Raw genomic sequence first — 18690 nt, 5'->3', positions numbered from 1 at the left:
ATGTTCTCGCCTGGAGGTTCAATTGGGGCGCAGGGCAACCGGCGATACGCGCGCCATCTGGGCGCGACTGGCGCAAAACCGGCATCCACTTCTGCTGAAGGCGACGCTACTAGCAGGTTTCTTCCGATGATACGAGGCATGTCTGCCCCTTCTTTCATGGATTTGGCGCTAAAAACCGCCGAAAGTGCCGGAAAAGCTGGCGAGGTTCCGATCGGATGCGTGATCGTGCGGGGCTACGAGGTGATCGCCACCGCCGGCAACCGCACCCTGACCGACCACGATCCGACGGCCCATGCGGAGATCCTGGCGATCCGGCAGGCCGCCGAGGCCATCGGCACCGAGCGGCTGGTCGATTGCGACCTCTACGTGACGCTGGAGCCCTGCACGATGTGCGCCGGCGCGATCTCCTTTGCCCGCATCCGCCGGCTCTATTACGGCGCCGCCGACCCCAAGGGCGGCGCGGTCGAGTCAGGCGTCCGGTTCTTCGCGCAGCCGACCTGCCACCATGTGCCGGAGGTCTATGGCGCGGTCGGCGAGACCGAGTCCGCGCGCCTGCTGCGCGAGTTCTTCAGGGAGCGTCGCTGAGGAATTCGTAGCGCGGGCGACCTGCAGCCCGGATGAATCCGGGGGATATCTCCGCGGAGACGATCCCGGATTTCGCTCCGCTCCATCCGGGCTACGAAGCTCTCAGCTGTTGATCCCGTCATCCTGAGGTGCGAGCGGAGCGAGGCTCCCACCTCCAGCGACAAAGGCGAAGCCTTTGCGCGGGGATGACGGCGCGCGAACGGAGTCATCCCGCCACGAAAAACTCCCGCAGCAGCTTCGCGGTCGCGTCCGGAGCTTCCTCGGGCAGGAAATGCCCCGACGCCACCGGCGCGCCGCTGACATTGGTGGCCCAGGTCTTCCAGGTGTCGAGCGGCGTTGTTGCCGCGCTGGCAACCCCGGCATCGCCCCACAGCGCCAGCATCGGGATCGTGATCTTCTTGCCGGCGTCGACATCGGCCTTGTCGATCTCGTAGTCGGCATAGGCGCCAGCGCGATAGTCCTCGCACATCGCGTGGATGCGCGCGGGATCACGGAATGGCGCGAGGTAGTGCTCGAGCGCGCGCGGATCGATCGCCTCCAGCGTCTTGCTCCTGGTCTGGCTCGCCATCTTCTCCTTGAGGAAGAATTCGCCATTGTTGGAGATCAGCGTCTCCGGCAGCGGATAGGGCTGCGCCAGGAACGCCCAGTGGTAGATCTTCAGCGCCGACAGGCGATTGAGCTTCTGCCAGTAATCATAGGTCGGCGCGATATCGAGCACCGCAAGCTTCGACAGCCGGCCGGGATGATCGAGCGCGAGCCGGTACGACACCCGGCCGCCGCGGTCGTGGCCGGCGAGCGCGAAATGCACGTGCCCGAGTTGCTCCATCACCTCGACCATGGTCTTCGCCCAGGCCCGCTTGGTGTAGGGCGTATGGTCCTTGTCGCTGTCGGGCATGTCGGACCAGCCGTAGCCCGGCAGGTCGGCGATGATCAGCGTGAACCTGTCGTCGAGTTTCGGCGCCACCGTGTGCCACATCACATGCGTCGAGGAGAAGCCGTGCAGCAGCAGCAATGGCGGGCCCTTGCCGCCGACGCGGGCGAAGATGCGGCCCTGCGAGGTGTTGATCCACTCGGACGCATAGCCGGGAAAAAGATCAGCGAGATCAGGCATCGGTAGCTCCTTCCCTGGGGCGGCCGCGCTGCTTCAAACTTTGTTCGGCGTTGCCGCTCGCTTTGGCGAGGTTTATGCCATCCTCAAGTCCTGCCAACAACAACATGAAACGAGGAAGTGCCATGTCGATCGACTTCGAAATTCCCGCCGAAGCCAAGGCGATCCGCGAGAAGGTTCGCAAATTCGTCCACGACGAATGCATTCCGGCGGAAAAGGAACTCGACACCAAGCCGCTTGCCGAGGTGCTGGGACCGCTGCGGAAGAAGGCCCGCGCGCAGGGCCTGTGGTGCCCCTTCGTGCCGAAGGAGTATGGCGGTATGGGCCTCGGCCCGCTCGCCAACGCCCTGGTGCAGATGGAGCTCGGCGAGAGCATGCTCGGCGCGCTCTCGATGAACACGCAGGGGCCGGACGACGCCTCGATGATGACGATCCTGGCGCATGGCACCGAGTACCAGAAGGAAAAATTCCTCAAGCCCCTGCTGAACGGCGAGAAGCGCATCTGCTTCTCGATGACCGAGAAGGCCGCCGGCGCCGATGCCACCGGCATGCAGACCACGGCGGTGAAGGACGGCAACGAGAACTACATCCTCAACGGCGAGAAATGGTTCTCCTCGTCGGCGAGCGTCGCCGACCTCGCGCTGGTCATGGCGAAGACCGATCCGAACGCGCCGCGCCACAAGCAATATTCGACCTTCATCGTCGAGCTGCCCAACCCCGGCTACCGCATCAAGCGCAACGTCGCCAACATGGCGATCGAGGGTCCGCATGACGACGTGATCCACGGCGGCCACTCCGAGATCGAGATCAAGGATCTGAAGGTGCCGGCCGACAACCTGCTCGGCGGCGAGGGCAACGGCTTCAACATGGGCCAGCACCGCCTCGCCTACGGCCGGCTGCGCCACGGCATGCACAACGTCGCCAAGGCGCAGCGCGCGCTCGACATGGCGGCCGCCCATGTCACCAAACGCTCGACCTTCGGCCAGTTGCTGGCCGACCGCCAGGCGGTGCAGTTCATGCTCGCCGACTGCGCGAGCGAGCTCTATATCGGCCGGCTGATGCTGCTGCACATCGCCTACAAGGCCGAGAAGGGCCTCGACATCCGCCAGGAGAACTCGATCGCCAAGATCTTCCACGCCCACATGGTGCACAAGGTGATCGATACCGCGATCCAGCTGCACGGCGCGCTCGGCTTCAGCCAGGATACGCCGCTGGCGAAGTGGTACACCCAGGTGCGCTCGCAGCGGCTGGTCGACGGCCCCGACGAGGTGCACAAGTGGAAGATCGGCAAGAACGTCATCAAGGCGTTCCGCGAGCACGGCACCACAGCGTCAGCGGCGGGCGGGGATTTGCTTTAGCCCACTTCGTCATTCCGGGGCGGCGCAACGCGCCGAACCCGGAATCTCGAGATGAGGTGAGAAGGTGTCCACAACATCGAGATTCCGGATCGACGCGCGATGCGCGTCGTCCGGAATGACGGCGTGGGGCCGAACCTAGCCGCTCGCCACAAACAGCTCCCATGTCCCGGGCAGTCCCTTCAGCTCGAACGCGCCGCGCTCGGCGAATTTCAACCCGGCGCCCGCGACCAGATCGGTCACCACGCGTGACACCAGCACCTCGTTCGAGCCGCACTGCGACATCACGCGCGCCGCGGCGTGGACCGTTATGCCGCCGATATCCGCCCCCCTCACCTCGATCTCGCCGGTGTGCAGGCCCGCTCGTACCGGCAGGCCGATCTGCCGCGCGGCCGAGCCGAACGCCAGCGCACAGCGTACGGCGCGGCCGGGACCGTCGAAGGTCGCCAGAATGCCGTCGCCGGTGCTCTTCACCAGATGGCCGCGATGGCGGCCGACCACCTGCTGCGCGAGTTGATCGTGATCGTCGAGCAGACGTCGCCAACGATGATCACCCATCGCGGCGGCGCTGCGGGTCGAATCGACGATATCGGTAAACAGCACGGTCGCAAGCACACGGTCGAGCTCGGCATCACCACCATCGCGATGGCCGGTAACGAATTCCTCGATATCGCCGAGCATCGCGTCGGTCTCGCCGACCCAATAGTAGTGATCGCCGCCCGGATATTCCACGTATTTCGCGCCGGGGATCGAGCGCGCGACGGCACGGCCGAGCGCCACAGGAACGCGGGCATCGCCGGTCCGATGCAGGACAAGCGTCGGAGTCTGGAGCATCGGCAGGATCGCCGTGACGTCGATCGCGCGATTGAGAACGAGCAGCGTCCGCAACGCTCCCGGACTGCTCGACAGCCGCTCGAATTTCGCGATCTGCGCGATCACTTCCGCATTCGTTGCCTGGCTCGGCGCGACAGTCTTGACCGTATCGCCAGAACCCCAGCTCTGCACGATCTCATCGCAGCGCAGCTGCCACACGTCATCCGGCAGGCGATCCTTCGAGCGGGCAAAACTGCCGAGCAGAACGAGATGCGAAACGCGGTCCGGATAGGTCGCTGCAAACAGCACACTCATCGGACAGCCCTCGGAGAAGCCGAACAACACCGCCTTCGCGGAGCCGATGGCATCCATGATGGCCCGGACGTCGTCCATGCGCTGCTCGAGGGAGGGCGCGCCGGTCATCCGATCCGACAATCCCTGTCCGCGCTTGTCGAAGGTCACGACCCGGGCGAAGCGCGACAGGCGGCGCAGCACGGCGGTGTAGCCGGGCATCTCGTGCATGAACTCGATGTGCGAGAACAGGCCGGGGACAAGGATGATGTCGACAGGACCATCGCCCATCACCTGATAGGCGATGCTCGCGTCGGCGCTTTGCGCGTAGTGCGTCTCGGGCGGTCTGAAATCGGTCATTCGAAGGCCCCGGGGCGCGCCATTGTCGCCGCTGAGGCCGGATCGATCAACCCTTCTCCGCCTCGACCGCCTGCCAGGCGATGTCGCGGCGGCAGAAGCCGTCCGGCCATTTGATGCGATCGATCGCCTGATAGGCGCGGTCGCGCGCCTCGGTGACCGTCTTGCCCATCGCGCAGACGTTCAGCACCCGGCCGCCATTGGCGATGATTGCGCCATCCTTCGCCACCGTGCCGGCGTGGAAGATCTCGACGCCCTCGACCTTGGCGGCGGCGTCGAGGCCATCGATCCGCGTGCCCTTGATGTAGTCGCCGGGATAGCCCTTCGCCGCCATCACCACCGTCAGCGCCGGGTCCGGATACCAGCGCAGATCGAAGTTCTTCAATTGCCCGTCGATCGAGGCGAGCAGCGCCGGCACGATGTCCGACATCATCCGCAGCATCAGCACCTGGCACTCGGGATCGCCGAAGCGGACATTGTACTCGAACAGTTTTGGGCCCTGCGCGGTCAGCATCACGCCGGCATAGAGCACTCCCTTGAACGGCGTGCCGCGGCTCTTCATCCCGGCAACCGTCGGCAGGATGATCCGCGCCATGATCTGGTCGTGCACCTCAGGCGTCACGAACGGCGTCGGCGAATAGGCGCCCATGCCGCCGGTGTTCGGCCCCTTGTCGTGATCGAACACCCGCTTGTGGTCCTGCGCCGACGCCAGCGGAATTGCGGTCTCGCCGTCGCACAGCGCGAAGAAGCTGATCTCGCGGCCCGACAAGAACTCCTCGATCACGACCTCGGCGCCGGCCGAGCCGAACGCGCCCTCGAACATCATCGCAATCGCGGCCTCGGCCTCGGGCAGCGTCTGCGCCACCACGACGCCCTTGCCGGCCGCAAGCCCGTCGGCCTTGACCACGATCGGCGCGCCCTGGGCACGGACATAGGCCACCGCGTCCTTCGCATTGTCGAAGCGGCGATAGGCACCGGTCGGAATGTCGAACTCGCTGCACAGGTCCTTGGTGAAGCCCTTGGAGCCCTCGAGCTGGGCGGCCTGCCGGCTCGGTCCGAACGCCTTGATGCCTTCAGCGGCGAGGTCGTCGACGATCCCGGCGGCGAGCGGCGTCTCCGGTCCGACCACCACCAGATCGACCGCATTGCCCCGGCAGAACTCGATCACCGCGGCATGGTCGGTGACATCGAGCGCAACGCATTCGGCCTCGCGCGCGATCCCGGCATTGCCCGGCGCGCACCAGAGTTTCGTGACCAGCGGGGATGCGGCGATCTTCCACGCCAGCGCATGTTCGCGGCCACCGGAACCGAGCAGGAGGATGTTCATCTGTGTCGCCGATCAGAGGGGTTGTAACGCCATTTCGTCCGGTTTAGCACGCTCCCGAACCGCGGCAACACGCGGTTCGATCAGATGTGGATATGTGATTCGACGCCTGAAACGCGGCGTCCGGACCTTGCACACGGGGTCGAAAACCCCGATTCTATAGATCAGATGACCGCTGCTCCGAATCTCGTCAACGCGCCCGAATTCACCGTCTCGGAACTCTCTTCGGCCCTGAAGCGGACGGTGGAGGACCGCTTCGGCCATGTCCGTGTCCGCGGCGAGATTTCGGGCTTTCGCGGCCCGCATTCCTCCGGCCACTGCTATTTCGCCCTGAAGGACGAGAGCGCCAAGATCGAGGCGGTGATCTGGAAGTTCGCCCATGCCCGGATGCGCTTCAAGCCGCAGGAGGGCCTCGAGGTCATCGCCACCGGCAAGCTGACCACCTATCCGAACTCCTCGAAGTACCAGATCGTCATCGATTCGCTGGAGCCTGCCGGCGTCGGCGCGCTGATGGCGCTGATGGAGGAGCGCAAGAAGAAGCTCGCGGCCGAGGGCCTGTTCGACGAGGCCCGCAAGCAGCTTTTGCCCTGGCTGCCCGAGGTGATCGGCGTCGTCACCTCGCCGACCGGCGCTGTGATCCGCGACATCCTGCACCGGCTGGAGGACCGCTTTCCCCGCCGCGTGCTGGTCTGGCCGGTCAAGGTGCAGGGCGACGGCTCGGCCGAACAGGTGGCGGCCGCGATCCGCGGTTTCAACGCGCTGCCGGAGGGCGGCAAGATTCCACGGCCCGATCTCTTGATCGTCGCGCGCGGCGGCGGCTCGCTGGAGGACCTCTGGTCGTTCAACGAGGAGATCGTGGTCCGCGCCGCGGCGGAGAGCCATATCCCGCTGATCTCGGCGGTGGGCCATGAGACCGACATCACGCTGATCGACTTCGTCGCCGACAAGCGCGCGCCGACGCCGACCGCCGCCGCCGAGATGGCGGTGCCGGTGCGCAGCGAGCTGTTCGTCGAGGTCGCGGCGCTCGCCCGCCGCACCATGGTGTGCTGGCAGCGTGCCCAGGAGGCGCGCCGCAACGAGCTGCGCGCCGCGGCGCGGGCGCTGCCGGCGGCGCACGAACTGCTGGCGATCCCGCGGCAACGGCTCGATCATCTCGCAGCAGGTTTGCCGCGCGGGCTGAAGGCCAATACGCACGCGCATTTCCGCCGCTTTGCCGCCAGCAGTTCGCGCCTCACCATCGGCGTGCTGCGCGGCCAGATCGCGCATGCGCGGCAGCGGCTCACCGCATCCGGCGAGCGCATCACGCTATCGGCGCGCGCGCTGCTGCATCGCCGCCGCGAGCGCTTCAGCGGGCTCGAGATCCGGCTCAAGGCCTCGAAGCTCGCCAACGCCAAGGCCCAGCGCAACGCCATCGCCCGCGACCTCGAGCGCACCCACCGCCTGGCCGAGCGCGCCCGCCGCGCATTGGTGACGACGATGCAGCGGCTCGAGGCGCGCGTCGCCCATAGCGGCCAGCTGTTGTCGGCGCTGTCCTATCGCGGCGTGCTGGCGCGCGGCTTCGCGCTGGTGCGCGACGCGCACGGCCACGCCCTGCACTCCGCCGCGGCGGTCGGCCCGAACGCCGGCCTGTCGATCGAATTCGCCGATGGCCGCGTCGCCGCCACCGCGAACGCCGATCAGCCCCCGGCGACGGTGGCGCCCGAGAGCCAGCCGAAGCCTCAGCCGCGCGAGGCGAAACCGGCAGCGCCGAAGCGCGTCACCAAGCCGGTCGATCAGGGTAGTCTGTTCTAGCCCGGCAACAGCTGTCTTAGCGCGACAGCCACTCGGCGACTTGCTTTTGCGCATCCTTGCGCGCGCCGGTATCGGTGCCGACGTGACCGCGCTCGGCGATCTCGGCATCGGAGGCCGCGACCGCGTGCAGCGGCAGGTTGGGCCGGTCGAAGTCGTGATAGGCCTCGGGATAGACCACGATCCGCGCCAGCGCGCTGCGGCCGCGGGCGCCGTCGACCATCTGGTGGCAGGCCGATGACGATGTCACGTCGTCGCGCGCGCCGATCAGCACCAGCGTCGGCACCCGCGCGCTCCAGCCGAGGCCGAACGAGGCGCGGCAATCCGGATAGAACGCGACCGCCGAGCGAAAATCCGGCTCGACGTTGCGCGACCACACCTGCGGCCGCACCGCCCACAGCAGGGCGGCGGCGCCGTTGCCCCAGCCGATCAGGCTGATGCGGCGCTTCGCCACCCATTTCTGCTGCACCAGCCACTGCCGCGCCGCGTTGATGTCGGCGACCCGCGCACGGCGGGTCTGGACCTGATGCTCTTTGATGCGACACTGCGGACCAAGCTCGCGCGAGCCGTAGCTGTCCGGCAGCAGCACCGCATGGCCGGTCGTCAGCAATTGCTCGGCCCAGTCGCGATAGCGCGGCAGCACCGGCTCGGACCGGCCGGCGAGACCGCCGCAGCCATGCAGCGCGATGACGGTCGGGAACGGGCCGTCGCCATCGGGCCGGTAGAGCTGCGCGTGCAGCGTGACGTTGCCTTCGGGGATCTCGACCTGATGCGGGTCCGGGAGCGGCGCCGCGGCCGCGGCCGGCACGGCAAGCATGGCGAGGCACATGAAAACTGACGTGAGGCGCATCCGATCCGGCCGGCTCGTTATGGCGCTGCAAACACAGCGGACCACACCTACAAGGCTACCATGCGCCTCCGCCGCCAAATCATCACAAGTCGGTGGTTTAACGGGCGGACATGACACCCTATCTGTGATAGACGGTTTCATCGACATCCAGATGGCCTCATTGGAGGCAAGGCGGAGAGCTCAATCGTGCTGAACAAGTTCGGTCCCTCGGGCCATGGCGAAGCGCAGGTGCAATATCTCGACGGCGATTTCCGCGTGATCTCGCCCGGCACCTTTGTGCGTTGTGCCATCACCGACGTCCGGATTCCGCTCGACGAGCTGAAGTACTGGAGCGTCGATCTGCAAGAAGCCTACGCCACCCCGACCGCCGTGCTGCAGCGCCACCATCCTGGCGTCCTCAAGCCGCAGGCCTAGGCTCAAGGCCGGGTTCATTTGGAGCGTCTCCTGTCCCGCGCCCTGAACAGCTGATCGGCCACCAGGCGCCGCAGCGCGTCGCCATCATCGAATTGCAGCGTCACCGCAAACGGCACGATCGCCTGTGCCCATGCCGGCATCCCGTCCGGACCACGCAACCGCGCGAGATCCTTTTCCGTCGTCACCAGCGTCAGTCCCTCGCGACGCGCGTCGGCAACGAGCGCTTCGATCTCCTCCTTCGTGAAGGCGTGATGATCGGCGAAAGCCTTGCTGCGCACGACGTCGACGCCGCTTGAGCGCAACGTGTTGAAGAAGCGCGCGGGATCGCCGATGCCGGCAAAGGCGAGCGCACGTGTTCCGTTCAGCGCCGCCAGCGAAGCCTGCTCCGGCTTCAGATGCGCCGACAGCACCGGCTTGCCGCGGGACGCGAGATCGGCCGCAATCCTTTGCGCCGCGCTCCCCTCGCCGACCACGATCAGCGCGTCGGTCCGTTGCAGCTGCGGCACCAGCGGCGCGCGCAGCGGTCCCGCAGGAATCACACGGCCGTTGCCGACGCCGCGCGTGCCGTCGATCACGATCAGGCAGACATCCTTGAGCACGCTCGGATTCTGGAAGCCGTCATCCATCAGGATCACGCTGGCATCCTGCGCGCGCGCCAGCGCCAGGCCCGCGGCACGGTCGCGCGACACCACGACCGGCAAGCTCGTCGCCATCATCAGCGGCTCGTCGCCGACATCGGCCGCCGTGTGGCTGTCGCGATCGACCTTGACCGGGCCAGCGAGCCTGCCGCCATAGCCGCGGCTGAGCACCACCGGCCGCTCGTCGAGCTCACGCAGCAATCTTGCCAGCGCCAGCACCGTCGGCGTCTTGCCGGCGCCGCCGACATGGTAATTGCCGACGCACACCACGGGAATGCCGGCATCGACGCCGGATTGCCGCATCCGCCGTGCGGCGACCGCGCCGTAAAGCGCGGCGAGCGGTTGGAGCAGTTGCGATAGGCAAGACGACGGCCGGTGCCAGAAGGCCGGCTCACGCATTGGCGGCTCCCATCTCGAGCCGCAACTGCAACAGATAGGGCTCGAGAGCGGTCACCGTGCGCTCCAGCGCGCCACCGAGCTGTTCGACGACGCGCTCGGAGGCCGCCAGCGAAGTGTCGCGGGCTGTGGAATCCGCAAGGAACTGGCCGAGCTGCTTGACCAGCGCTTCCCGATCATCGGCGCGGCGCGCGCCGCCGGCGCGATCGAGCGCCTCATAGACATCGGTGAAGTTGAACACGTGCGGGCCGTGCACGATCGCCGCGCCAAGCTTGATCGCCTCGATCGGATTCTGGCCGCCATGCGCAACCAGCGAGCCGCCCATGAACACGATCGGCGCGAGGCGATAGAACAGGCCGAGCTCGCCCATCGTATCGGCGACGTAGATATCTGTTGTCGCGACCGGCAGATCCTCATGCGAGCGCAGGCCGGGGCGCAGGCCGGCCTCCGTCACCAGCCGCGCCACCGCCTCGCCGCGCGCGGCATGCCGCGGCACGATGACTGTGAGCAGGCCGGGGAAGAATCCCGCGAGCGACTTGTGCGCCTCGATCAGGATCTCTTCCTCGCCGGGATGGGTCGACGCCGCAACCACGATGGCGCGGCCGCGGGTCACCGACATCAACCGCTCCAGCTTGGCCGGATCGGCCGGCGGCGCCGCGACGTCGAGCTTGAGGTTGCCGGTGACGACGACGTTGTGGCTGCCGAGCGCGACAAAGCGTTCGGCGTCGGTGTTCGACTGCGCGAGGCAGATGTCGAACCGGCCGAGCAACGCGCCGATGGTGTTGGAGACCCGGCGCCAGCGCGGGAAAGAGCGCTGCGACATTCGCCCATTGATCAGCACCATCGGCAGCCGCCGCGCGGCGCTCGACAGGATCAGATTCGGCCACAAATCGGATTCGATGAACAGCGCCAGCGACGGATGCCAGTGATCGAGGAAGCGCGTCACATAACGCGGCGAGTCGTACGGCACGTATTGATGGATGACGTCGGGCGGGAAGCGCTTGGCGACGATCGCGGCCGAGGTCACCGTGCCCGAGGTGAGCAGGATGCGCAAATTGAGCGCGCGCAGCCGCTCGATCAGGCCGGCCGCTGCCAGCACCTCGCCGACGCTGGCGCCGTGAATCCATACCAGCGGGCCCTGCGGCCTGGTATCGGCGCTCACGCCGCGCCGCTCGCCGACACGTTCGGGATCTTCCTTGCCGAGCTTGAGCCGCCGCTTGATCAGGGCAGGCGCGAGCGGCACCATCGCGGACGACAGCTTGCGGTACACACGCAACGTCATCGGTAGCGAGCTAGCCAAGCGCGGCCTCCGGCCGCCCGACCGCTGCATAGGCACGTCGGGTCGCTTCGTTGAGAAGTTCCTCCACGTGCTGCCGAAGCTTTTCCATCGTCGCGGCGTCGGCATCCGGCGGCACATAGACCGGCTCAATACCTACCACTGCGCCGCGCCCGAATGGCAAATTGATGGTGGTCGAATCCCAGTTTTTCAACCGGATGAATCGGCTGGTGACCATCGCAAAGGGGATGATCGGCCGGCCGGTCTCCCGCGCCAGCATAATGGCCCCGAGGCCCGCCACCCGCGCCCGCTTCGGCACGTCGGCGGTGGTGGCCATGTTGCAGCCGTCTTCCAGCGCCCGAACCATCTCCAGGAAGGCGCCGACGCCGCCCTTGCGATGGAACGCGCCGGAATGATCGCCGGAACCTCTGATGGTGCCGATGCCGAGCCGCTCCACCGCGAGGGCGTTGAACTCGCCGTCGCGGTGGCGGGAGATCAGGACCTTGGCACGGTAGCTCTCCTTGGTCTTGATGAACGGCGTCATGAAGTGCTGGCCGTGCCAGAACACGAAGATCGCCGGCATCAGGGGCTCGACGATCCCGTACACGTCATGCGGCTGGTAGCTGAAGCGGTTGGTGTACCACACCAGCCGCAGATACTCGGCCGCAAGCACACCCAGCGCGCGCTGCACGAAGCCGCTGCGCAGCAGATCGCGAAAAAGTCGTTTCAATGGGAATGCTTTGTGTCCTGCTCAGGATCGAGCAACCGGTGGAGGTGAACGACGAAGTAGCGCATCTGGGCGTTGTCCACGGTCTGCTGCGCCTTCGCCTTCCAGGCCGCATAGGCGGTCGCATAGTTCGGGTAGACGCCGACGATCTCGACTTCGTCCAGATTCTTGAAGGTGTTGTGCTCGAGATCGGTCAACTCGCCGCCGATCACGAGGTGAAGCAGCTGGGGCTGGGCATTGTCTGACATGATGGTGCTTTTCCTAACGAGATGCCCGGCAAACAAATGAAGTCGTGGTCGTCACAGGTCTGGTCGTCACAAGGCTAGTCGTCACAAGGCTGTCGCAACAGGTCTGGTCGTCACAATCGGAAAGCGGCGTGGATCGGCGAGGCCTCACGGCAAAGGACGGCTGCGAAAATGCTCGACAATGCGTGCATGACGTTCGCGTCCTGCTGCCACCAGCACCCCATGCGTCACCTCCCGGCGATTGTACTCAATCGCGTCCCCCGAGAGCGCGGTCATCTTACCACCCGCTTCCTGCACGATCAAATTCGCGGCGACAAGATCCCAGTCGCGGCTTTGCCCGCCCGCAAAGGCCGCGTCAAGTCGACCTTGTGCTACACGGCACAACCGCAGCGCCAGCGATCCGATGCGCGGATAGAGCGTGATCTCGTCCGGCGTCGGGCTGAGCCGCTGCACCAGCGGCTTCGGTCCCGCCATCCGCGGAAAGTTGAAATCGGTGCCTGCGGTTGCATGCACCGCGCCGTCGTTCAGGGTGGCGCCCTGTCCACGGGCGGCGAAGAAGAATTCCTCGCTGACCGGCGCATACACCGCCGCGAGCACCGGAGATGCATTTTCAACCAGCGCCACACTGACGCACCAGTCCTCGCGGCCGGCGAGATAGGCGCGGGTGCCGTCGATCGGATCGACGATCCAGGTGAAGCGCCTGCCGAGGCGGGTGTCGTTGTCGGCGCTCTCTTCCGACAGCCAGCCATAGCCGGGCGTTGCCGAACGCAGCTGCTGCTCCAACAGGTCGTTGACCGCGATGTCGGCCTCGGAGACCGGCGAGGACGCGCCCTTGATCCAGTTCTTCAATTCGGTGCGGAACAGTGACGATGCGAGCCGGCCCGCTTCCTGCACCGATCTGGTCAGCAAGGCGGCATCGCGCGCCTTGGTCCAGTCGTCCGTATCAGCGTCCGCCAAGCGTCAGGCCCTCGATGCGCAGCGTCGGCGAATTGACGCCGTAGCGGAATTCCAGATCGTTGGCGGCGACCAGCGACTTGAACATCGGCAGCAGATGGCCGGCGATGGTCACTTCGCTGACCGGATAGGTGATCTCGCCGTTCTCGATCCAGAAGCCGGACGCGCCGCGGCTGTAATCGCCGGTCACGCCGTTGACGCCGGAGCCGATCAGGTCGGTGACATAGAAGCCCTGCTTGATGTCGGAGATCAGCTCCTTCGGCGTCACCGCACCCGGCTCGAGATGCAGATTATACGTTCCGGGAGACGGCGAGGACGACACGCCGCGATGCGCATGACCGGTCGTAACAAGCCCGAGCTCTCGCGCGGTCGCCGAATCCATCACCCAGGTGGTGAGCACGCCCGCATCGATCAGCGCGGTCTTCTTCACCCTGACGCCCTCGGCGTCGAAGGTCTGCGAGCGCAGGCCGCGCACCCGCAACGGATCGTCGATGATGCGGATATCTTTCGAGAACAGTTGCTCGCCGAGCTTGTCCTTCAGGAAGCTGGTCTTGCGCGCGATCGAGGCGCCGTTGATGGCGCCGACGAGATGGCCGACGATCGAGCCGGCGACCCGCGGATCGAACACCACCGGCACCTTGCAGGTCTCGACCTTGCGCGGATTGCCCCGCGCCACCGCGCGCTCGCCGGCCTTGCGGCCAACGGAAGCAGGTGAATCGAGATCGGAGGCATGCGGCGCGCTGGTGAAATCGTAGTCGCGCTCCATGCCGGTGCCCTCACCGGAAATCGCCGTCGTCGAGATGCCGTGGCTGGAGCGCAGATAAGAACCGTGGAAGCCGGTCGACGTCACCAGCACCATGCCGCCGATCCCGGTCGAGACCGACGCGCCGCCGGACTTGGTGACACCCTTGACCGCGAGCGCCGCGGCCTCCGCTTCGATCGCGCGCTGCTCGAGTTCGGCCGTGCTCGGAACCTTGCGATCGAGCAGATCGAGGTCGGGGAAATCGTGGGCGTGGAGCGCCGGATCGGCGAGACCGACATATTTGTCGTCCGGCGCCACGCGCGCCATCGCGACGGCACGCTCGGCAAGCTTGGCGACCCCGTCGCCGCTGACGTCATTGGTCGACACCACCGCCTGGCGGTGGCCGACGAACACCCGCAGGCCGACGTCATCGCCTTCGGAGCGCTCGGTTTCCTCGACGCGGCCGTCGCGCACCTCGACGCCCTGCGAGACGCCGCGCACCGCGATGGCATCGGCCGCATCGGCGCCCGCGCGCCTGGCGGCATCGACCAGGCGCTGCGCAAGGTCGCTCAGGCCCGATTGGTCGAACAGATCGGAGCTATCGCCGTGTCGCGATGCAGATGGTGAAGAGTTCACGAACGAATTCCTGCGGATTGAGGGGGGCCCGGAACGAGGTCGACAGACCCACCAGATGTGCCGGTTTCACAGGGATTTCAAGCACTTTGCGCCGGCAGGCAACAAAGATTTGAGTGATCGGGGCAAGGCTTCGTCAATCATGCGGGCCAACCTCTTGTCAATCATGGCACGAGGTGAGGAGGGGTTAACCAGGCTTTTTAAGGGGGAACGGACATCGCTCGGCTAGGCTCTCACCCAACGACCGGGAACAAAATCCCGGCGGGGAGACAGAGCTTTGAGGCGTCAAACACCAACAAGCGGAATCAATTCCGCCGGGTCGAGCTGCGCGTTGCGGCTCGACCCACTTTCCCTTCCGCTCAGCTTCCACGCGCAGGACGCGCGCGCGGATGGCGGCATGCGGCAGGTCGAGCTTCATCGCGAACACGTCGTGCTGCGCCGTGCCGTTCTCGGCATGCGGATGGCGGTCAATGTTCGCGTCAGCGACTTTCTCGGCGTCGCGGTGCGCGGCATCGACGACGCGCAGATGCTGGTGCTGGTTCACCGCGATCCCGCGCTCAGCGTTCCGCTCGGCTCCAGTTCTGACGCCGAGGAGATCAGCTCCGCCTGGCAGATGTGGAGCGACATCTTCCGTCTCCCGCAACTGACCGAGCCGGCGCCGCGGACGCCCTCGCCGCGCCGCCGTCGCCGCAACGCGATCCGCGCGCGGAGACCCAAATTCCTGGTCCGCCGCCGCGCCGGTGTCAGCCTCAACGGCACCAGCATACATCGCGGCGAACGCGAGATCATCGCGCGGGATTAATCTGACCGTCTCGCTCCATTTGCCTCACAATCGGTGTCGTCCCGGCGAAGGCCGGGACCCATACGCCGCAGCAGATGTCGTTGACGGGACTCGTCGTTCCAGCGTCGCACAACAAGAAGCATTGGTGGTTATGGGTCCCGGCCTTCGCCGGGACGACGGCGAGTTTGTGGCGCGGCCGCCGAATCATGGGTTTGTACGCTTCGCTCCGCCCATCCTGCGAAGTCATCACGCCGCGCGCAGCACCGCGTCGACGACGAGGCTCGCGAACAGGATCAAGCCGGCGTCGCGGTTGGACTTGAAGATGCGCAGGCAGAGCGCGCCATCGCTGATGTCGAGCCGCCGGACCTGCCAGGCGAGATGCAACGCAAACGCCGCCAGCCCGATCCAGGCCGGCCAGCGCGCCCCTGCGAGTGCGAACGCCACGCCGATCAAGAGCACGGCGAGACCATAGAAGATCACGAGCGCACGATGGGTGCGTGCACCGAACAGGCGCGCGGTGGATTTGACGCCGATCAGCGCATCATCCTCGGCGTCCTGATGGGCGTAGATGGTGTCGTAGGCGATCACCCAGGCGATCGATCCGGCGTAGAGCGCAATCGCGGCCAGATCGATGCGCTCGAGCGTCACCGCAAATCCCATCAGCGCGCCATAGGAGAAGGCAAGGCCGAGCACGACCTGCGGCCACCAGGTGATCCGCTTCATGAACGGGTAGATCGCGACGATCAGAAGCGAGGCGATGCCGGTCATCACCGCGAAGCGGTTGAACTGCAGCAGCACGAGAAGCCCGATCAGCGCCTGCAGGACCATGAAGACCACCGCCTGCGTCACCGTGACCTGCCCGGCCGGGATCGGCCGCGACCGCGTGCGTTCGACCTTGGCGTCGAGATCGCGATCGGTGATGTCGTTCCAGGTGCAGCCGGCACCGCGCATCACAAAGGCGCCGATGAAGAACAGCAGGACCACGAGCGGCAGCGAACGCACATCATGCGCGACGCCGGCGGCGAGCGCCGCCGACCACCAGCACGGCATCAACAGCAGCCAGGAGCCGATCGGCCGGTCGTAGCGCGCAAGCCGCAGATAGGGCCGCGTCCAGACCGGCGCATGGGTATCCACCCAGTTGCCTGTGGAGTCGGCAACGCGGGTGGAGACATCGCTCATGGGTGATCCCTCAACGGGTGAGGACGTTGCCGTTCAGCGTATCGAAGGTGCTGCCGCCCTTCTTGGTCGGCGTCGCTTCCGGCAGCGAGGCGGACGAACCGAGTACGTCGCTCAAGCTCGGCCCCGCTGGCCCACGCGGCTGCGCCGCCGCCTGCTCCGCGACATTGCAGACCTTCTTCAGCAGCGCTTCGGTATTCTTGTGTCCGGCCTTGAGCTGGTCGGCGATCTGCGGCGGAATTCCGCACTTCTGTGCGTTGGTGTCGACATATTTAATCATCTTGATCTCGGCCTGGCTGTAATTGCCGATCAGCTTGCAGGCCTCCTGGGGGCTGGCGTGGCGATCGCTCGCCGCCTTGATCGCCTTGCCGCGCTTCTCCGCATCCTCGCGCAGCGGCGTGAAATTCTTCATGCAGGCGTCGGCGGCACCACCACCACCCGCACCCGGCGGGGGCGGCGACGACAGCCCGCCGCCGGCGATGGGGGCCGCGCCACTGCTCGGAAATGCCGACGGCGTGGCACCGACCCTGGCCGCCGGCGCGCCGTTGACCGGCGGGAATGCGGAATCCGAGGCGGTTCCGGCCTGGCTTGGACGCATGCCATTGACCGGCGGAAACGCGGGGTCGGACGCGGTGCCGGCCTTACCGGCCTGATTGGGCAACGGGGCCGGAAAAGCGCTCTGGGCAGCAGCTTGCCCCGCGGACAGGGCGGTCGCAGCAACGGTCAGCACGATCAGACGGCGGATCATCGAGGGTGTTTCTCCGGCAAAAGGTCCAGGCAACCCCAGCGCAACAAAAACGAAGCAACGAATTTTGGGGGCGTTTTACGATTCCTGTGAGGCCTTAACAACCCGTGGATTTGGGCGACAGCGCGGCGTAGGGCCACACCGGCCATATTAAATTGTTCCCCGATTCTAAGCCTTTAGGCTACGAACGGCGGTAAAATGGACCATCAAATTTGCCTGAACAGGATTTTCGGTAAGGCCCCGGTTTGGATTCATGGGCCGACGCCGCGGGCGACCGAACAGCAAAAGGGACCGCGTGCAAGCGGCCCCTTGGACTAAAGAAATGACTTGGTGACAGAAGCAATATATCGACGCTCAATATTGCCTGGCTGGCGAGTTCCTGAGGAGTCCGCGGGATTACGGTGTCGCGCAGTTTGGTAAACTGGCCACACCGCACTGAAGCCGCCTCGGATATGCCTGAACTCGATTTCCGCAGCCCCCGCCTGTTTGTCGACGCCCCGCTCGGCGCCGGCGCAACCGTTCCGCTCGAACGCGATCAGAGCAACTATCTCGGCAACGTGCTGCGGCTCGGCGCCGGCGACAGCGTGCTGGTGTTCAACGGGCGTGACGGCGAATGGCGCGCCGAGATTTCCGGCCGCAAGCGGGCCGACATGCTGACGGTCGCGGCACAGACCCGCGCGCAGGACCGGCTGCCCGACGTCACCTATGTGTTCGCGCCGCTGAAGCATGCGCGGCTCGACTACATGGTGCAGAAGGCGGTCGAGATGGGCGCCGCGCGGCTGGTGCCGGTGCTGACACGCTTCACCCAGGTGTCGCGGGTCAACGGCGAGCGGATGCGCGCCAATGCGGTCGAGGCCGCCGAGCAATGCGGGATCATCTCGCTCGCCGAAGTCGCCGATCCCCTGCCCCTCGAACGTTTCCTGGCGGGCCGCGATCCGGCGCGGCTGCTGGTGTTCTGCGACGAGGCGGCCGAGGTCGAAAGCCCGGTGCAGGCGCTGGCGGCGGCAACGGCTGCGAATGCCGGGATCGATGTCCTGATCGGTCCGGAAGGCGGCTTTGCCGAGGAGGAGCGCGCGCTGCTGCTGCGCCAGCCCGCCATCCTCCGCCTCGCCCTCGGCCCGCGCATCCTGCGCGCCGACACCGCCGCGGTCGCCGCGCTGGCGCTGGTACAGGCGGCACTGGGGGACTGGCGAGGAAATGGGCCACACACTCCCTCCCCGTCAACCTGAGGTGCGAGCCTCTTCGGCGAGCCTCGAAGGATGCACGGCCCGGCTGGTGGCCGTCGATCCTTCGAGGCTCGCTGCGCTCGCGCCTCCAGCGACAAAGGCGAAGCCTTTGCGCCGGGATGACGGAACCTGCAGCTCGCTTACCCGATGAAAGCCGAGGACAAACATCTGCCCCTAGCCAAGCCGTCGCAAAATCGTTAACGCACGCAATCATTAAGCCACTTGGCCGATCGCTGTCGAAACCCCGATCCGGCCATGGTAAGGGC

The 18690-nt window shown here is 66.3% G+C and carries 18 protein-coding genes; 6 read left to right on the top strand and 12 right to left on the bottom strand.

Annotated elements, in window-relative coordinates:
- Positions 1 to 138 precede the first annotated feature (138 nt).
- The gene (locus tag ACVMB1_RS40385) at positions 139 to 585 is read left to right on the top strand and encodes a nucleoside deaminase (protein ID WP_225163883.1); all 447 of its coding nucleotides are present in this window, start codon (positions 139 to 141) and stop codon (positions 583 to 585) included.
- A 205-nt stretch (positions 586 to 790) separates the two neighbouring features.
- Here the strand turns inward: ACVMB1_RS40385 and ACVMB1_RS40380 are convergent, their stop codons facing one another.
- On the bottom strand, positions 791 to 1696 hold the full coding sequence (locus tag ACVMB1_RS40380) for an alpha/beta fold hydrolase (protein WP_076825569.1): 906 nt from the start codon (positions 1694 to 1696) through the stop codon (positions 791 to 793).
- 122 nt (positions 1697 to 1818) lie between these two features.
- Between ACVMB1_RS40380 and ACVMB1_RS40375 the strand changes: the two genes are divergently transcribed.
- The gene (locus ACVMB1_RS40375; RefSeq protein ID WP_038388024.1) at positions 1819 to 3051 is read left to right on the top strand and encodes an acyl-CoA dehydrogenase family protein; all 1233 of its coding nucleotides are present in this window, start codon (positions 1819 to 1821) and stop codon (positions 3049 to 3051) included.
- 135 nt (positions 3052 to 3186) lie between these two features.
- On the opposite strand, the gene ACVMB1_RS40370 is transcribed toward ACVMB1_RS40375, so the two are convergent.
- A complete protein-coding gene (locus tag ACVMB1_RS40370; RefSeq protein WP_076825570.1) occupies positions 3187 to 4512 on the bottom strand; it encodes an adenylate/guanylate cyclase domain-containing protein in 1326 nt (441 codons plus the stop codon).
- A gap of 46 nt (positions 4513 to 4558) precedes the next feature.
- Entirely contained in the window at positions 4559 to 5836 is a 1278-nt protein-coding gene (purD, locus tag ACVMB1_RS40365) for a phosphoribosylamine--glycine ligase (protein WP_057016645.1), read from the bottom strand.
- A gap of 165 nt (positions 5837 to 6001) precedes the next feature.
- Here purD and xseA point away from each other — a divergent pair, with 165 nt between their 5' ends.
- Positions 6002 to 7624: an exodeoxyribonuclease VII large subunit gene (xseA, locus tag ACVMB1_RS40360; protein ID WP_076825572.1), complete on the top strand. Its 1623-nt coding sequence runs from the start codon at positions 6002 to 6004 to the stop codon at positions 7622 to 7624.
- Positions 7625 to 7640: 16 nt separating this feature from the next.
- Here xseA and ACVMB1_RS40355 read toward each other — a convergent pair whose 3' ends face one another.
- Positions 7641 to 8438: a dienelactone hydrolase family protein gene (locus ACVMB1_RS40355; protein ID WP_371852100.1), complete on the bottom strand. Its 798-nt coding sequence runs from the start codon at positions 8436 to 8438 to the stop codon at positions 7641 to 7643.
- A 219-nt stretch (positions 8439 to 8657) separates the two neighbouring features.
- Between ACVMB1_RS40355 and ACVMB1_RS40350 the strand changes: the two genes are divergently transcribed.
- Complete coding sequence (locus ACVMB1_RS40350) at positions 8658 to 8885, top strand: DUF2093 domain-containing protein (RefSeq protein WP_016848019.1); 228 nt, start codon at positions 8658 to 8660, stop codon at positions 8883 to 8885.
- A 14-nt stretch (positions 8886 to 8899) separates the two neighbouring features.
- On the opposite strand, the gene lpxK is transcribed toward ACVMB1_RS40350, so the two are convergent.
- The 6 genes from lpxK to ACVMB1_RS40320 all read right to left on the bottom strand — a co-directional run bounded on the left by lpxK (position 8900) and on the right by ACVMB1_RS40320 (position 14499).
- On the bottom strand, positions 8900 to 9922 hold the full coding sequence (gene lpxK, locus ACVMB1_RS40345) for a tetraacyldisaccharide 4'-kinase (protein ID WP_076825575.1): 1023 nt from the start codon (positions 9920 to 9922) through the stop codon (positions 8900 to 8902).
- Positions 9915 to 11249: a 3-deoxy-D-manno-octulosonic acid transferase gene (locus tag ACVMB1_RS40340; RefSeq protein ID WP_141343023.1), complete on the bottom strand. Its 1335-nt coding sequence runs from the start codon at positions 11247 to 11249 to the stop codon at positions 9915 to 9917. The genes lpxK and ACVMB1_RS40340 overlap by 8 nt, the downstream gene beginning before the upstream one ends.
- Positions 11212 to 11925, bottom strand: coding sequence for a lysophospholipid acyltransferase family protein (locus ACVMB1_RS40335; RefSeq protein WP_050384219.1), 714 nt, complete (start codon positions 11923 to 11925; stop codon positions 11212 to 11214). The genes ACVMB1_RS40340 and ACVMB1_RS40335 overlap by 38 nt, the downstream gene beginning before the upstream one ends.
- The gene (locus ACVMB1_RS40330) at positions 11922 to 12170 is read right to left on the bottom strand and encodes a DUF4170 domain-containing protein (RefSeq protein WP_016848023.1); all 249 of its coding nucleotides are present in this window, start codon (positions 12168 to 12170) and stop codon (positions 11922 to 11924) included. Before ACVMB1_RS40330 ends, ACVMB1_RS40335 begins: the two co-directional genes overlap by 4 nt.
- A 144-nt stretch (positions 12171 to 12314) precedes the next feature.
- Positions 12315 to 13124, bottom strand: coding sequence for a 3'(2'),5'-bisphosphate nucleotidase CysQ (locus tag ACVMB1_RS40325; RefSeq protein ID WP_076825579.1), 810 nt, complete (start codon positions 13122 to 13124; stop codon positions 12315 to 12317).
- A complete protein-coding gene (locus ACVMB1_RS40320; RefSeq protein WP_076825581.1) occupies positions 13111 to 14499 on the bottom strand; it encodes a TldD/PmbA family protein in 1389 nt (462 codons plus the stop codon). The genes ACVMB1_RS40325 and ACVMB1_RS40320 overlap by 14 nt, the downstream gene beginning before the upstream one ends.
- A 274-nt stretch (positions 14500 to 14773) precedes the next feature.
- Here ACVMB1_RS40320 and ACVMB1_RS40315 point away from each other — a divergent pair, with 274 nt between their 5' ends.
- Positions 14774 to 15298, top strand: coding sequence for a DUF6101 family protein (locus ACVMB1_RS40315; RefSeq protein ID WP_057016649.1), 525 nt, complete (start codon positions 14774 to 14776; stop codon positions 15296 to 15298).
- A gap of 225 nt (positions 15299 to 15523) precedes the next feature.
- Here the strand turns inward: ACVMB1_RS40315 and ubiA are convergent, their stop codons facing one another.
- On the bottom strand, positions 15524 to 16456 hold the full coding sequence (gene ubiA, locus ACVMB1_RS40310) for a 4-hydroxybenzoate octaprenyltransferase (RefSeq protein ID WP_057016651.1): 933 nt from the start codon (positions 16454 to 16456) through the stop codon (positions 15524 to 15526).
- A gap of 10 nt (positions 16457 to 16466) precedes the next feature.
- Complete coding sequence (locus ACVMB1_RS40305; protein WP_057016652.1) at positions 16467 to 17201, bottom strand: hypothetical protein; 735 nt, start codon at positions 17199 to 17201, stop codon at positions 16467 to 16469.
- 449 nt (positions 17202 to 17650) lie between these two features.
- Between ACVMB1_RS40305 and ACVMB1_RS40300 the strand changes: the two genes are divergently transcribed.
- Positions 17651 to 18427 (top strand): 16S rRNA (uracil(1498)-N(3))-methyltransferase, encoded by a 777-nt coding sequence (locus tag ACVMB1_RS40300; RefSeq protein ID WP_076825582.1) that lies wholly within the window; start codon positions 17651 to 17653, stop codon positions 18425 to 18427.
- Positions 18428 to 18690 lie beyond the last annotated feature (263 nt).

The sequence above is a fragment of the Bradyrhizobium sp. USDA 4504 genome, assembly GCF_054063995.1.
The sequence above is the reverse complement of the archived record's forward strand: the minus strand, read 5'-3'. Positions and strand labels throughout refer to the sequence as shown.